This is a genomic window from Nocardia sp. JCM 34519.1 (assembly GCF_020361265.1).
GTDB classification, from domain to species: Bacteria; Actinomycetota; Actinomycetes; order Mycobacteriales; family Mycobacteriaceae; genus Nocardia; species Nocardia arthritidis_A.
The window spans coordinates 63,011-77,329 of the sequence record NZ_JAIRBR010000016.1 but is presented as its reverse complement, the minus strand read 5'-3'; the positions used below and the strand labels follow the sequence as shown (position 1 = coordinate 77,329).

Below are 14,319 nucleotides of genomic sequence, written 5' to 3'. Positions count from 1 at the left end.
TTGCGCCACTGGCCTTTCCGCCGTGCGCTACCGCACCGCGGTCTCGGAATCGGCCGCGCCGCCGCGGATTCCGATCTTGTTCCAGATCAGGTATCCGCCGCAGACCAGCACCGCCCACACCGCACCGACGGCGACCGCCGTGCGCCCGCTCTCACTGAAGAACAGCAGTACCACGACCAGGCCGAGGAAGATCAACGCCGCGACGGAGGTGTACGGCGCGCCGGGTAGTCGGTAATCGGCGGCGGGCAGTTCACCGCGAGCCACCTTTCTGCGGTAGGCGATGTGGCAGACCAGGATCATGCCCCAGACGAAGATGATGCCGATGGTGGACACCGAGGTGATGTAGGCGAACGCCTTGTCCGGCGAGACGATATTGACGATGACGCCGATCACCATCGCCGCCGCCGAGACGCAGATACCGGCGTAGGGCACGTGCCGCGAGCTCAGCGCGCCGAGCTTGGCGGGCGCCTCCTGCCGCAGCGACAGGCTGCGCAGCATGCGGCCCGTCGAGTAGATACCCGAATTACAGGACGACAGCGCCGCGGTGAGCAGCACGAAGTTGATGATGCCCGCCGAGGCCGGAATACCGATCTGTTGGAAGACCTCGACGAACGGGCTGCGCCCGGCATGGAAGGTGCGCCAGCTCGCCACCGACATGATGACGATCAGCGCGCCGACGTAGAACAGCCCGATGCGGAACGGCAGCGTATTGATGGCCTTGCGCAGGGTGGCCTTCGGATCCCGCGCCTCACCCGCGGTCACGCCGACCAGTTCGACGCCGACATAGGCGAACACCACGATCTGCAGCACCAGCAGCGCCTGCCCGAAGCCGTGCGGGAAGACGCCGCCGTCGTTCCACAGGTTGCTCACCGTGGGATTCGCGGCATGGCCGAAGCCGAAGATCAGCACGCCGATGCCGATGGCGATCATGGCCAGGATGGCGGTGACCTTGATGGCGGAGAACCAGAATTCGCCCTCGCCGAACAGCCGCACCGAGATCAGGTTGGCCACGAACATGATCGCGAGCACCACCAGCGCGGTGACCCACGGTTCGATATCGAACCAGTACTGCACGTACTTGCCCGCGACGGTGATCTCGGCCATGCAGGTGCTCACCCACACCGCCCAGTAGGACCAGCCGGTGGCGAATCCGGCGAAGCGGCCGAAGAATTCGTGCGCGTATTCGGCGAAGCTGCCCGAGACCGGACGGTAGGTGAGCAGCTCACCGAGCGCGCGCATGATCACGAAGATGGCCAGGCCCGCGGCCAGGTAGGCCAGGATCAGCGCCGGGCCCGCCTGCTCGATCGCACCGCCCGCGCCGTAGAACAGGCCGGTGCCGATGGCGCCGCCGATGGCGATCATCTGGATGGTGCGCGAGCTCAACCCGCGCGAATAGCCCTCGGAGTCGGTGCTGCCGACCCCCTCCTGTAGCGCCGCGTCCGGCGCCGGATGGCCCGAGGCTGTCATGGTCCGTTCCTTCCCTCGTTCGGCCGCGGGCCATGGCGCTGTGCTCACCGGCCCGCGATCCGAAACATGTGACGTCGGATCATCGCATGTTCGAAATGACGACTTTGTTACGTACCCGACATCACCCGATCCGAATCTCGGCTACCCGGACCGCCGAGCTCACCTTGCCGCGACGAAATACTGCGCCGCCACCTCGCGTTGCACGCAGCAGTTGCCGTGTTTCGAGGAGTGCGATGATCGACGTCCCGCTGTCCGTGTTGGATTTGGCCCCCGTGCAGGTGGATAGTTCGGCCGGCGACGGGTTGCGGGCCACCACCGAATTGGCGCGGCGCACCGAAGCGCTCGGGTACCAGCGGTTCTGGGTGGCGGAACATCACAATATGCCCGGTATCGCCAGTTCGGCGCCCGCGGTGGTGCTCGCGCATCTCGCGGCGGCGACCGAGCGGATCCGGGTCGGGTCGGGCGGGGTGATGCTGCCCAATCACGCGCCGCTGGTGGTGGCCGAGCAGTTCGGCACCCTGCACGCGCTGCATCCCGGCCGGGTCGATCTGGGGATCGGCCGTGCGCCGGGCACCGATCAGGCCACGGCGCTGGCGCTGCGCCGCACGAAGGATGGCCTGTCCGGGGATTCGTTCCCGCAGGAGTTGGTGGCGCTGCTCGACTACTTCCGGGACAAAGGTCCCGGCGGGATCACCGCGACGCCGGGGCGCGGCGAACGGCCCGAGGTGTGGCTGCTCGGTTCGAGCGGGTTCAGTGCGCAGGTCGCGGCGCTGCTCGGGCTGCGGTTCGCCTTCGCCCATCACATCGCGCCGAACAACACCGAGCAGGCGCTCGCGCTGTACCGGGACAACTTCCAGCCCTCGGAGGGTCCGGACCGCCCGCACGCGATGGTCGCGGTCGCCGCGATCTGCGCCGACACCGACGAACGCGCCGAAGAACTTTCCCGTCCAAGGGATCTCGCGTTCGCGTATCTGACGGCGGGCCGCCCGCAGGCGGTTCCGACGCCGGAACAGGCCGCCGGCTTCCCGCGCAACGACCGGGAGCGGGAATTCGTCGCGCATCGGCGCAAGGGTCAGCTGCTCGGTTCGCCCGAGACAGTGCGCCGCCAGCTCACGGATCTGGTGCGCCGCACCGAGCCGGACGAGCTGATGTTCAACACCATGGTCTACGACATCGAGGACCGGGTCCGCTCGTTCGAACTGATCAAGAAGAAAGTGGTGGCCTGAGCAAAGGCGCCTATCGATTCGAAAGTTATTGAGCGGCAGCGCAATACCGGCGGGTATGGTGAGAACGTATCCGATATGTCGTAGCCACGAACGGATTACGCAATGGCCACTCATCATCGCCGCCGTTTCGGCGGCATATTGTGCACATTGGGCATCGCCGCCGCGCTGCCGGTATCCGCCCATGCCGACCCATCGCCGCCGGAACCATCCAGCGCCTACGTCGACGTGGCCGCGGCCACCGTATGGACCTCCCCGCAGAGCCCGCGTCCGGTCGATGCGCCCGCGCTGACCAATCCCGTCGATCTGCGGCGCTGGCTCGCCGATATGACGCTGGCCCAGCAGGAGGCGCTCACCTCGGACAACCTCACGCAGACCCAGGCGGTCTACGGTGATCGCGTCTATGTCCTGCAGGAGCAGGGTGATTGGGACGAGGTCGCGGTGGCCGGACAGCCGACGCCGAAGAACTCGCTCGGCTATCCCGGCTGGATACCGAAGGCGCAGCTCACCACGAATCCGATCTTCGCCGCGCTGAAGGACAATCGCCCGTTCGCACAGGCCGACCTCGCCGCGACCACCTCGCTGTTCGAGGATTCCGGGCTTTCCCGCCCAGCACTCGAAATCAGCGCGGGCACAAGGCTTCCCGTACTCGCCCAGATCGGCGGGGCGATCGCGGTCGCCATCCCGGACGGACCGCCGAAGTGGCTCGACGCCAACACCGTCCACGTCTATCAGCGCGAAGCGGATATCCCCTACCCGACCGGTGACGATCTGGTGCGGTTCGGGTCGCTGTTCCTCGACCGTCCCTACCTGTGGGGCGGGCGTTCCGGCTTCGGAATGGACTGCTCCGGCTTCACCTCGACCATCTATCAGGTCAACGGCATCACCCTGCCGAGGGATGCCGCGCCGCAGGCGATGTACGGCAACGGCAGGCCGGTCGACCAGAATCAGTTGCGGGCGGGCGATCTGCTGTTCTACGCCGACGATCTGAAGGATCCGAATTCGATCTACCACGTCGCGATGTACATCGGCGAGCAGCGGATGATCGAGGCGTTCGACGCCGCGACGCCGGTACGGATAACGCCGGTGCGATTCGGGCCGAATTACTGGGGCGCCGAACGGTATCTGCGTTCTTAGGCCCACCCGTCGCCCGGCCACCGCCCCTCATGGGATCGCTGCGCGATGCTAATCCTGATGCTTCGGCACCGCGCGCCGGGCGGCCTCGACGAAATCGCGAATCAGCTTGCCGCCGTGCTGATTCGGATAGCACAGCTGAACGCCGACTGTCGGCGCGCCGGTGAGCGGGACGTAGCGCACCGCGGAATGGATATTGCGGCGCTGGGCGACCGTCGGCGTGATGCCGATACCGCGGTTGGCCGCAACGGATTCCAGCCACTCGTCGTAGTTGGCGGTCTCGACGAGGCGCTGCGGCCGTAGCTCGGGCGGCCACAGCGCCGGGGTCGTCGTGCCGCTGAGCGTGTTGATCACCAGCGGCCAGTTCCGCACCTCGGACCAATCCAGGCGGGGATAGGTCGCCAAATCGCTGCGCTCCGAACAGATCGCGATCCGCCGCTCCTCGTACAGCGGCACCCGCCGCATGCCGGATGGCCGAATATCACCGCGCACCAAGGCGATATCGATGACATTGTTACGCAGCGCGGCCACCGGATCGTCGACGCGGACCATGGTGACCGTACCGCCGGTGGTCTCCTCGAAGCCCGCCACCGCGTCCTGTGCCCACGGATCGGGCAGCAGCCAGGCGAATCCGAGCCGCAGCACGATCCGCTTGCGCGCGACGTCGAGTGCCTGATCCACCGCCGCGAGCACTCGTTCGGCCTGTGTCAGGAATTCCGCGCCGGTCTCGGTGAGATGCACCTGCCGAGAAGACCTGTCCAGCAAACGAATTCGCAGTATCGCCTCCAGCTGTCGCACCGTCCGGCTCAGCGCGGGCTGGGTGATCAGCAATTCCGCGGCGGCCGCGGTGAACGAGCGGTGCCGGGCCACCGCGGTGAACGCCCGGAGATGACGCAGTTCGACCTCCACTGCGTTAAGCCTACGCTCAACTATTCCGGAGAGGCATAGATGGTGCTCGTAAGGCATTTCACAAGCACGCCGCCCGCGCATAGGTTCAGAGGGATGCCCGATGAAGGAGTGCTGCCATGGCCGTCGCGGTGACCACCGATCTCGTCGATCGCCGGGCGGCCTGGCATACGGTCGCCCGCGCCGGGGTCGCACTGGTGGCGGCGATGGGCGTCGGGCGGTTCGCGTACACGCCGATCCTGCCGATCATGCACGCGCAGGCCGGAATGTCGGCGCAGACCGGCGCGCTGGTGGCCACCGGAAACTACGTCGGCTATTTCGCCGGGGCGGTCGCCGCGGTGCTCGCACCGCGAATCGCGGTGTCCCGCAACGCATGGCGGGTGGCATTGCTCGCACTGGTGCTCTCGATGGCCGCGATGCCGTTGTCGCGCAACGGCATCGCCTGGTTCGCGCTGCGGCTGATAGCGGGCGCGACCAGCGCGTTGATCCTGGTGTTCGCGCTGCATGCGGTCGCCGCGGTGGCCGGAGGACGAAAGGTGCTGGCCGGGTGGGCATTCGGCGGTGTCGGTGTCGGCATCGCGCTCTCCGGCGCGCTGGTCCTCGCGCTGGAGCACGCCTCGTGGCGCGCGACGTGGTCGGCCTGCGCCGTACTCGCGGCGGCCTGCGCCGTATACGCCTGGCCGCTGGTCGTAGCCGAACCCGCCGCGGCGACTTCCGCACCGCCACAGCATGATCCGACGGGGCGCGCACCCGGGTTCGGTGCGCTGATGACCAGCTACACCCTGGAGGGCGTCGGCTACATTATCGCGGGCACCTTCCTCGTCGCCGCCGTCCAGCGCACCGCACCGGCCGAAATCGGCAGCGCCGCATGGATTCTGGTCGGCCTGGCGGCCTTCCCGTCCACCGTGCTGTGGACCCGCCTCGCGCACCGGTTCGCCGAGCGCACACTGCTCGTCATCGCGCTGGCCGCCCAATCCGTCGGTATGGCACTGCCCGCCCTATTGGGCGGCATGGTCGCGGCCATGGTGTCGGCGGTGCTGTTCGGCGCGACCTTCATGGGCATCGTCGCGCTGGCCACCGGTATCGGCACGCACCTGCGCGGTCCGCGCGCGGTCGCGCTGCTGACCACCGGATACGCGGCGGGTCAGGTGCTCGGGCCGCTGCTCGCCGCGCCGCTGCTGCACAGCGGTTACCGGCAGGCACTGCTGCTCGGGGCCGGTCTGGTGGCGGCATCGCTGGTCGCGGCCCTCGGGATACGCAATCGCCGATAGGTCGACGATATATACAAAGACGGCCGCGCGGAGTAGGTTGTAAGGCATACCTTATTACCGATAGTCGGAGGTTGTCCTATGGCCCGGGCCCGCACCACCCTCACCGTGTTGCGCACCGAACAGCTCACCCCGCACCTGATCCGCATCCACTTCGGCGGTCCGGGCTTCGCTGCGTTCAAACCGAATGAATTCACCGACGCCTACGTCAAATTCATCTTCCCGCGCGACGGCATCGAGGTGCTGCGCACCTACACGGTGCATTCGATCGACCCGGATGGCGAAACCTTGGCCGCCGACTTCGTCTTCCACGGCTCCGATGGCATCACCGGACCGTGGGCGGCCAAGGTCCAACCCGGTGAAACGATCGATCTGTACGGGCCGGGTGGTGCGTACGCGCCCCGCCCCGACGCGGATTGGCATCTGCTGGCCGGTGACGAGGCCGCACTGCCCGCCATCGCCGCCGCACTCGCCGCACTGCCGCCGGACGCGCGCGGCCGGGCGTTCGTCGAGGTTACGGGTCCGGAAGATGAACTGCCGCTGCGTAAACCGGACGGCGTCGAGTTCACCTGGCTGCACCGCGGCACCGCCGAGCCAGGCGAACTCCTCGCCGCCGCGGTCCGGAAAGCGCCGTGGGACAACGGGAATGTGCAGGTCTTCATCCACGGCGAGGCCAAATCGGTGATGCACGACCTGCGCCGCTATATCCGCAAGGAGCGCAATGTGCCCGCGGAATGGGCGAATTCGATCTCCGGCTACTGGCGGCGCGGCCGCACCGAGGAAGGCTTCCGGGAATGGAAGCGCGACCTCGCCGCCGCCGAATCGGCCCCGGCGACGGCGTAGCACGGCCGGTCCCCCACTCCGGCAACCGAATTCGGCGGTCAGTCGGTGCGCGGACGAGTGAGGGTGAACCGGTCGACGGGCGTCGGATCGTCGGCGGGTCCGGTCAGCGCGTAATAGGTCGCCTTCATGGTGGTCCTACCGCCGCGCTGCCCCGGATCGACATCGAAAACCACGAAGCCGTAAGGGTCCACCCGGTCGCGGAACGCCGACCACGGCGCATCCTCCTCGACGTAATTCTGTGCCTTGCGGCGGATCGCCGGATCGTAGGCGCCGACGCTCATCAGCACCCGCGCCCGCGGCGTGTCGTAGAGCGTCTGATTCGACGGCGTCGAGGTACCGCCGCCGCCGATCACCAGGTGCACCGTACCCTTCGAGGTGTCGATCTCGTCGGACGAGGAAACCGGTGCGGGCGTGAGGGTTTCGGTGCCGAGCACGCCGCGCACCGCATGCGCGCGCTCGTAGTGGTGCTCGTGCCCGCAGACCACCAGGTCGACACCGTATTTGTCGAACAGCGGCAACCACTCCTGCCGGATGCCGAGGTCGGCGCCGTTACCGGTGCGCGAGGTGGAGAACGCGGTCTGGTGCATGCACACCACCACCCAGTCGATACCGCGATCCGCCCGCGCCTTCGCCAATTCCGCCTCCAGCCAACGCTTCTGGGCGCCGCCGGAATAGCCGTGCACGTAGGAGTTGCCGCCGTCCTGCAGGCAGATATCGTCGTTGGCCAGGCTGATCACCCGTACCGCGCCCGCGGTGAACGAGTACCACAGCCCGCGGGTCTCCGGATCGGATCCGGAGTCGGGCAGCGCGAAATAGGCCTGGTACGCACCGAATCCGATCGGCCCGTTACCCAATTCGTTCTCGTGGTTGCCCGGCGCGGGCATCCACGGCCGGTAGCGCGCGGAGCGGGAATTGCTGTCGAACCAGTCCGACCAGGTGCGGACCCGGTCGGTGGCCAGGTCCGCGTAGCAGAGGTCGCCGTTGATGAGATTGAACAGCGGCGCGAATTGTTCGATGCCCGCGGTGATATCGCCCGCGGCCGGGGTGCCGCGGTTATCGTTGGTGAACGTCCCGTTGACCTGCTTGGTGAGCGTCGGGGTCGCCTGATCGCCGAAGCTGGTGAAGCGGAACGCCGCCCGGCCGCGCGGCGCGGTGCGCAGGGTGCCCAGCTCGGGCGTCGTGCCGTCGTGCACCGCCGCGTAGACGTAGTCGGTATCCGGCGTCAGCCCGGTGATTCGGGCGTGGTTCACCCGAATCTCCCGCTGCGACTTGCCGTCCCGGTAGGTCACCGTCCGCGCCTGGAAGACCTGTCCGAAACCACCGTTCGGCGAACCGAGCAGCACCCGCGGATTGTCGACGGGCACACCGGTGTGCCAGGACACCACCGCCTCGGTGGCCGCGTCGGAGCCGAACTGCAGATGCAGCCCGCCCACCCGTGGCGCACCGGCCCGATCCGGCCGCCGCCACAGGTCGGGTCCGCTCGTTTTGCCGAAAAGGACCGCGCCGCCGCCGATTCCGGCCGCGCCGCCCACCACCGCGGCCGCCCCCGCCGCGCCGAACAGCGTCCGGCGATTGAATCTGCGCGGCTCGGCCGCGATGCCCGGCGACTGTTCGTTCTCGTCCACCCGGATGTCCTATCGCGAGGTCGCGAACGGCGGGCGAACTGTTCGTGAACGCCGGGCCGGATCCGGCGGCACCGGCAATACCGCGATCCGACGCAAACAATCATGGTGGCGGTATTTTCCGGAGGTTCAACATCCGTTCATTTGGACCGGCGCATGATTACGGGCGTCCGCGCGGCTCGGTGCAGGGTCGGCGTCGCGGACGTGCGTTACTAGGACCAGGAGGTCACATGTCAACCATCCGGGGCAGCAGGAACTCTGCCCGTCGGACCCGGCTCGCCGTCGCGTCCGCGGCTCTGCTCGCGCTCACCGCGACGTCGTGTTCGAGCAGTTCCGACCAGGCGTCGGGACCCGAAACCGCGACGCCGATCAAGCATCTGGTGGTGATCTTCCAGGAGAACGTGTCCTTCGATCACTACTTCGGCACCTACCCGAACGCGGCCAACACCGACGGCACCAAGTTCACCGCGAAACCGGATACGCCGAAGGTCGACGGCCTCACCCCGGATCTGTTGACGCACAACCCCAACAAGTTCCAGCCCGTCCGGCTCGGCGGCCCGAATCAGCAGATCACCTGCGACCAGGACCACGAGTACAAGGACGAGCAGCTCGCCCTCAACGGCGGCAAGATGGACCAGTTCGTCGAGCACACCGGGGTCTCCGAGGGCAAGGACTGCAAGGCGCCGCTCTACGGCCCGCAGGGGCTGGTGATGGGCTACTACGACGGCAATTCGGTGACCGCGCTGTGGAACTACGCGCAGCACTACTCGATGAGCGACAACTCGTGGGCCACCACCTTCGGCCCGTCGACGGTCGGCGCGCTGAACCTGGTCGCCGGCCAGACCCACGGGGTGGTCAAGTCGGTGCCGCCGTCGGGCCAGCCCTTCCCCGCCGACACCGTGCTGGACAACGCGGGCAACGGCCAGGGCACCGTGGTCGGCGATCCGCAGCCGTACGGCGACGACTGCTCGAGCCGCGACACCGTCCAGCTGACCGGCACCAATATCGGTGACCTGCTGAACAAGAAGAACGTCACCTGGGGCTTCTTCCAGGGCGGCTTCAAGCCGACCGACAACAAGAACGGCAAGGCCGTCTGCGGCGCCACCCACAATGTCGGCGTCGAACTCGGCGGCACCGGCAAGTCGGGTGACAAGCCGTTCGACACCAAGGGCGATTACATCCCGCATCACGAGCCCTTCCAGTACTACGAGTCGACCGCGAACCCGCACCACCTGCCGCCGAGTTCGGTAGACAAGATCGGCCAGAACGATCAGGCCAACCACCAGTACGACCTGTCCGATTTCTGGGCGGCCGCCGATGCGGGCCACCTGCCCGCGGTGAGCTACCTCAAGGCCCCCGGCTACCAGGACGGCCACGCCGCGTACTCGGATCCGCTGGACGAGCAGCGCTTCCTCGTCGAATCCATCAACCACCTGCAGAAGCTGCCGGACTGGAAGGACACCGCGGTCGTCATCGCCTACGACGACTCCGACGGCTGGTACGACCACAAGGCCCCGCAGCTGGTGATGAATTCGGCCTCGGAGCAGGACGGCTACAGCGGCCCTGGTGTGTGCGGTGACGCGAAGGCCAAGCCCGCCAAGTACCAGGGTCGTTGCGGTTACAGCCAGCGGCTGCCGCTACTGGTGATCTCGCCGTACGCCAAGTCGAATTTCATCGACCACACGCTGACCGATCAGGCGTCGGTCCTGCGCTTCATCGAGGACAACTGGAAGACCGGCCGGATCGGCGACGACTCCTACGACGAGAAGGCGGGCGCGCTGGACGCGATGTTCGACTTCTCCGGGAAGACCCAGCCCACCCTGCTGCTCGACCCGAAGACGGGTGCGCCGCAGCAGTAGCGCATGCGTAAGGCCCCGGCTCCGAAATCGCTTCGGAGCCGGGGCCTTTCGTTGAAAGCACTCAAACGCCGTGCGAGCGTACGTATTCGATGGCCGCGAAGGTGGCCGCGGTGTAGGCGGACGGGTCGGTCAGGAATACATCATGCGCCGCGTCCAGCTCGAATACCTTGGCGTTCAACAGCGCGGCGAGCTCGCGCTGATCGTGCGGCGGCACCGCGCCGTCCCTGGCGGTGATCACCGACGAAACCGGCAGTCCGGCAAGGTCTTGCGCATGCGGGCGGAAGTCGAAATCGTATTCGGCGAGTATCACGTCGACGATCACCCGCGGATGGCAGAGCACGAGTTCGCTACGCAGCCACGGCCACCACGCGGCGTTCTGCGAACCGCGCGAACGCACGTGCCGGAAGTAGGCCACCGGAGCCGAGCGGCCGAAACCCCGCCGATTGTGATCGGCCAGCGGCCGCAGCGCGCGGAACAGCACCCGGCCGAATTTGTCCGCGGTGCTGTCGAAAGCCATTGCGGTGGCCTGGAATACCAGCCCGGCCACCCGATCACGATGGCGCAGTGCGAATTCCAGCCCGACCGGGCCGCCGAGCGAATACCCGCACACCACCACCTTCTCGACGCCGAGCGCGTCGAGCACCGCGGCGGCGTCGTCGGCGCACTGCGCGATATCGAATCGCGTGCCGCGCTTGAGCGGCAGACCGCGACCGTGCCCGCGCATATCCATCGCGACGATGCCGTACTCGTCGGCGAGCGGCTGCATCACGTGACAGAAGTTCACGTCGGCGGTGATCGCCCAACCGTGCAGCAGCAGTATCGGCGTCTCCCCCTCGGCGACGCGCGCGACCACCCGCTGGCCGTCGGCGAGATCGATCCGGCGCCACGGCGGCAGCTGTGCGGGCGCGGCCTCGGCCCCCGGCACCCACAGCTGTGCGCGCCGACGAGAGGAACCACTCAACCGTCCAACTCCGCTGCCCATATCTCGACCGTAGTCGATCCCCGCGAACCGCGGGCGGCGGCGATGTCGATCTGTCCGACACCTGCATTCGGTCCGTGACCTGCGCTTCGGCTCGTGTTCACCCGGCGCGACCGGTGGCCGGACGGCTGCTGCCCGCCCGGCCGCCGCGGCATTACTGGTTCGTGCGCAGCGCCTCCTCCACGAACCGCGTCGTGTAGGTGTCGGCCAGCCTGATGCGATCCCGCACCGGGGCGACGTTGCGCGAATACTTGCCGAGGATCGTCAGAACATTCTGGGCGCCTTCGGCTTTCATCAGCCCGTCACCATTGAACATGCCGATGGAATCGCGCACGGACCGCACGTACAGATCCTTGCCCGCATTGGCGTACTGCGGCGGCATCTTGGCGGCGATCTCCTCCGGGGAGTGCCGTTTGATCCACCGCAGCGTCTGCACGAACGAGGTGGCCAGCTTCTGCACGATATCCGGATGCGATTCGACGGTCTCGCACCGCATGTACAGCGAGGTCGCCGGGTACAGCCCGCCGAGCGCGGCCCTGGTGCCCGCCTCGTTGCGCATATCGACCAGGATGCTCGCGTCACCGGATTTCACCATCTGCGCGACGGTCGGGTCGGTGGTCATGCCCGCGTCGATGCCGTTGTGGTTCATACCGGCGATGAACGTCTGTCCCGCACCGACTTTCACCCGGTTGTAGTCGGCGGTGGACATACCCTCCTGGCCGGTGAGCGCCTGGGTCAGGAAGTCGGTGGACGATCCGAGCGAGGTGACGCCGAGGTTCTTGCCGCGCAGATCCCGCACCGACTTTATCCGCGCCGCATCGGCTTTCGAGACCAGCTCGACCTCGCCGGGCACATCGGAGAACTGCACCACCGATTTGATGCACTGATCTTTGGCCTGTAGGTCGATGGTGTGGTCGTAGAAGCCGATCACGCCCTGTACGTCACCGGTCAGCAGCGCGGTTTCGGCGGTGGCGCCGGACTGTTCGCCCATCAGCTTCACGTCGATATCGTTCTGCTCGAAGAAGCCGAGTTTTTCGGTGAGCATGGCGGGCAGATAGATCACCTTCTCCAGCCCGCCGACCATAATGGTGATCTGCGGCCGGCCGCCCGCCATCGGAATGGTCCGTGAGTCACGGCATCCGGTGGCCAGCAGCAGTGCGGCGACGGCCACCAGTGCGATCGCGAAATGCTTGGTGTACCTCATATCTCAGATCCCGTGGCCCGACTGCGCCTGCGACGGACGCCATTTCAGCAGTCGCGCCTCGGCGACGCCGATCGCCCACTCGGCGATCAGCGCGATCACCGTGATGATGATCATGCCCGCGTAGATGCCCGCCGAATCGAAGGTGCCCTGCGCATTGCTGATCAGCAGGCCCAAACCCTTACTGGCGCCCGCGTATTCGCCGACCACCGCGCCGATCAGCGCGAAGCCGAACGCGGTGTGCAGGCTGGACAGGATCCAGGTGGTCGCGCTGGGCAACACGATGGTGCCGAGCACCTGCCGCCTGCTCGCGCCGAGGATGCGCGCATTGTTGATGACATTGCCGTCCACCTCGCGGGCGCCGGTGAACGCGTTGAAGAACACCGCGAAGAACACCAGCACCACCACCGTCGCCACCTTGGATTGCAGGCCGAGGCCGAACCAGATGATGAACAGCGAGGCGAGCACGATGCGCGGAACGGCGTTGAGCGCCTTGATGAACGGCGCGAGCACCTCGGCCCAGTACCGGCTGCGGCCGAGCAGCGTGCCGAGCACGATACCGGCGACGGTGCCGACGACGAAACCGAGCACGGCCTCCTGGACGGTAGTCAGGATCTGCAGCCAGATGGAGCCGAATTGCGTTCCGTCGGTGAACCATTCGACAAGTCGCTGCCAGATCAGCGAGGGTTTGGAATAGAAGAACGGGTCGATCCACAGCGTCGCGGTGAGCTCCCAGGAGCCCAGCCACAGCGCGATCAGCGCGATCCGCAGGCCCCACGTTCGAATCCGCTTGCGCCGTACATTATTTCGTACGCGGGCCAGAATTTCGTGATCCGGCTCGTTGAACGGGACCACGGCAGGCAGCACATCATGCGACACGGGAGGCCCCCTGAGCTCGGGCCGCCTCGACCTGATCGCGCAGCGTCCGCCAGATTTCGGAATAGATGTCGCGGAACTCCCCGGTGAGCCGCACCTCCTCCACATCGCGCGGACGATCAAGTGCGACAGGGAAATTCCCGCAGATGGTGGCCGGACTCGCGGTCATCACGATCACCCGGTCGGCCAGCACGATGGCCTCCTCCAGATCGTGGGTGACGAAGATGACGGCCGCGCCGGTACCGGCCCACACCCGCAGCAGTTCGTCCTGCATCAGCTGACGCGTCTGCACGTCGAGCGCGCTGAAAGGCTCGTCCATCAAGATGATTTCGGGCTCGTTGACCAGCGTCTGCGCCAGCGCGACCCGCTTGCGCATACCGCCGGAGAGCTGATGCGGGTAATAGTTCTCGAAGCCCGCCAGGCCCACCTTGACCACCCAGGCCTTCGCCCGTTCGCGCGCTTCGGATTTCGGCGCGCCGCGCAGCCGGGGGCCGAGCGCGACATTGTCGAGCACGCTCTTCCACGGCAGCACCGCGTCCTGCTGGAACATATAGCCGACGCCGTCGGGAATTCCATGAACGTCCTTGCCGTGCACCATGGTTCGGCCCGCGGAGGCCGGTTCGAGCCCGGAGACGAGGGATAGCGTCGTCGATTTGCCGCATCCGGTCGGCCCGACGACGGCGACGAATTCGCCTGGGGCAACTTGAAGATCGAGATTCTTGACGGCCGTGTGAATGCCGCCGTTCGAGCTCGGAAATCGCTTCGTCGCGCCGCGCAGCTCGATGAGTGGAACGGTCATGCTGTTGTAACTCCTACAGATTGGTAAACGGGAAGTTACGTGGCTTGGCTCACATGGCCGCCGTTTTGCTCACAAGGTGCGCAAACCGCACAATTCGCCACTTTCGCACATTGTGCTCATCGGCCGATTGGTGCATTAAGCT

12 protein-coding genes are annotated in these 14,319 nt (G+C 66.9%); 5 read left to right on the top strand and 7 right to left on the bottom strand.

Features of this window, described 5'->3' with window-relative positions:
• Window positions 1–27 precede the first annotated feature (27 nt).
• Complete coding sequence (locus LGY53_RS31055) at window positions 28–1,467, bottom strand: amino acid permease (RefSeq protein ID WP_225730241.1); 1,440 nt, start codon at window positions 1,465–1,467, stop codon at window positions 28–30.
• Window positions 1,468–1,700: 233 nt separating this feature from the next.
• Here LGY53_RS31055 and LGY53_RS31050 point away from each other — a divergent pair, with 233 nt between their 5' ends.
• Window positions 1,701–2,693 carry an LLM class flavin-dependent oxidoreductase gene (locus tag LGY53_RS31050; RefSeq protein ID WP_225730240.1) on the top strand — a complete coding sequence of 331 codons (993 nt, stop codon included), beginning with the start codon at window positions 1,701–1,703 and terminating at the stop codon, window positions 2,691–2,693.
• Between the two features lie 102 nt (window positions 2,694–2,795).
• Complete coding sequence (locus LGY53_RS31045) at window positions 2,796–3,827, top strand: C40 family peptidase (RefSeq protein ID WP_225730239.1); 1,032 nt, start codon at window positions 2,796–2,798, stop codon at window positions 3,825–3,827.
• A 48-nt stretch (window positions 3,828–3,875) separates the two neighbouring features.
• On the opposite strand, the gene LGY53_RS31040 is transcribed toward LGY53_RS31045, so the two are convergent.
• Complete coding sequence (locus LGY53_RS31040) at window positions 3,876–4,733, bottom strand: LysR family transcriptional regulator (protein ID WP_308103021.1); 858 nt, start codon at window positions 4,731–4,733, stop codon at window positions 3,876–3,878.
• 116 nt (window positions 4,734–4,849) lie between these two features.
• On the opposite strand from LGY53_RS31040, the gene LGY53_RS31035 reads away from it, so the two are divergent.
• Together LGY53_RS31035 and LGY53_RS31030 are read left to right on the top strand one after the other, a co-directional pair.
• Window positions 4,850–6,001: a YbfB/YjiJ family MFS transporter gene (locus LGY53_RS31035; RefSeq protein ID WP_225730237.1), complete on the top strand. Its 1,152-nt coding sequence runs from the start codon at window positions 4,850–4,852 to the stop codon at window positions 5,999–6,001.
• 78 nt (window positions 6,002–6,079) lie between these two features.
• Window positions 6,080–6,841: a siderophore-interacting protein gene (locus LGY53_RS31030; RefSeq protein WP_225730236.1), complete on the top strand. Its 762-nt coding sequence runs from the start codon at window positions 6,080–6,082 to the stop codon at window positions 6,839–6,841.
• 38 nt (window positions 6,842–6,879) lie between these two features.
• On the opposite strand, the gene LGY53_RS31025 is transcribed toward LGY53_RS31030, so the two are convergent.
• Complete coding sequence (locus tag LGY53_RS31025) at window positions 6,880–8,466, bottom strand: purple acid phosphatase family protein (protein ID WP_374111255.1); 1,587 nt, start codon at window positions 8,464–8,466, stop codon at window positions 6,880–6,882.
• Between the two features lie 227 nt (window positions 8,467–8,693).
• Here LGY53_RS31025 and LGY53_RS31020 point away from each other — a divergent pair, with 227 nt between their 5' ends.
• Entirely contained in the window at window positions 8,694–10,322 is a 1,629-nt protein-coding gene (locus tag LGY53_RS31020; protein ID WP_225730235.1) for a phospholipase C, read from the top strand.
• Between the two features lie 61 nt (window positions 10,323–10,383).
• On the opposite strand, the gene LGY53_RS31015 is transcribed toward LGY53_RS31020, so the two are convergent.
• The 4 genes from LGY53_RS31015 to LGY53_RS31000 form a co-directional block, all read right to left on the bottom strand.
• Entirely contained in the window at window positions 10,384–11,304 is a 921-nt protein-coding gene (locus tag LGY53_RS31015) for an alpha/beta fold hydrolase (protein ID WP_225730234.1), read from the bottom strand.
• Window positions 11,305–11,455: 151 nt separating this feature from the next.
• A complete protein-coding gene (locus LGY53_RS31010) occupies window positions 11,456–12,505 on the bottom strand; it encodes an ABC transporter substrate-binding protein (protein WP_225730233.1) in 1,050 nt (349 codons plus the stop codon).
• A 3-nt stretch (window positions 12,506–12,508) separates the two neighbouring features.
• Window positions 12,509–13,381: an ABC transporter permease gene (locus tag LGY53_RS31005; RefSeq protein ID WP_225730232.1), complete on the bottom strand. Its 873-nt coding sequence runs from the start codon at window positions 13,379–13,381 to the stop codon at window positions 12,509–12,511.
• Complete coding sequence (locus tag LGY53_RS31000) at window positions 13,371–14,177, bottom strand: ABC transporter ATP-binding protein (protein ID WP_225730231.1); 807 nt, start codon at window positions 14,175–14,177, stop codon at window positions 13,371–13,373. Before LGY53_RS31000 ends, LGY53_RS31005 begins: the two co-directional genes overlap by 11 nt.
• Between the last annotated feature and the right edge of the window lie 142 nt (window positions 14,178–14,319).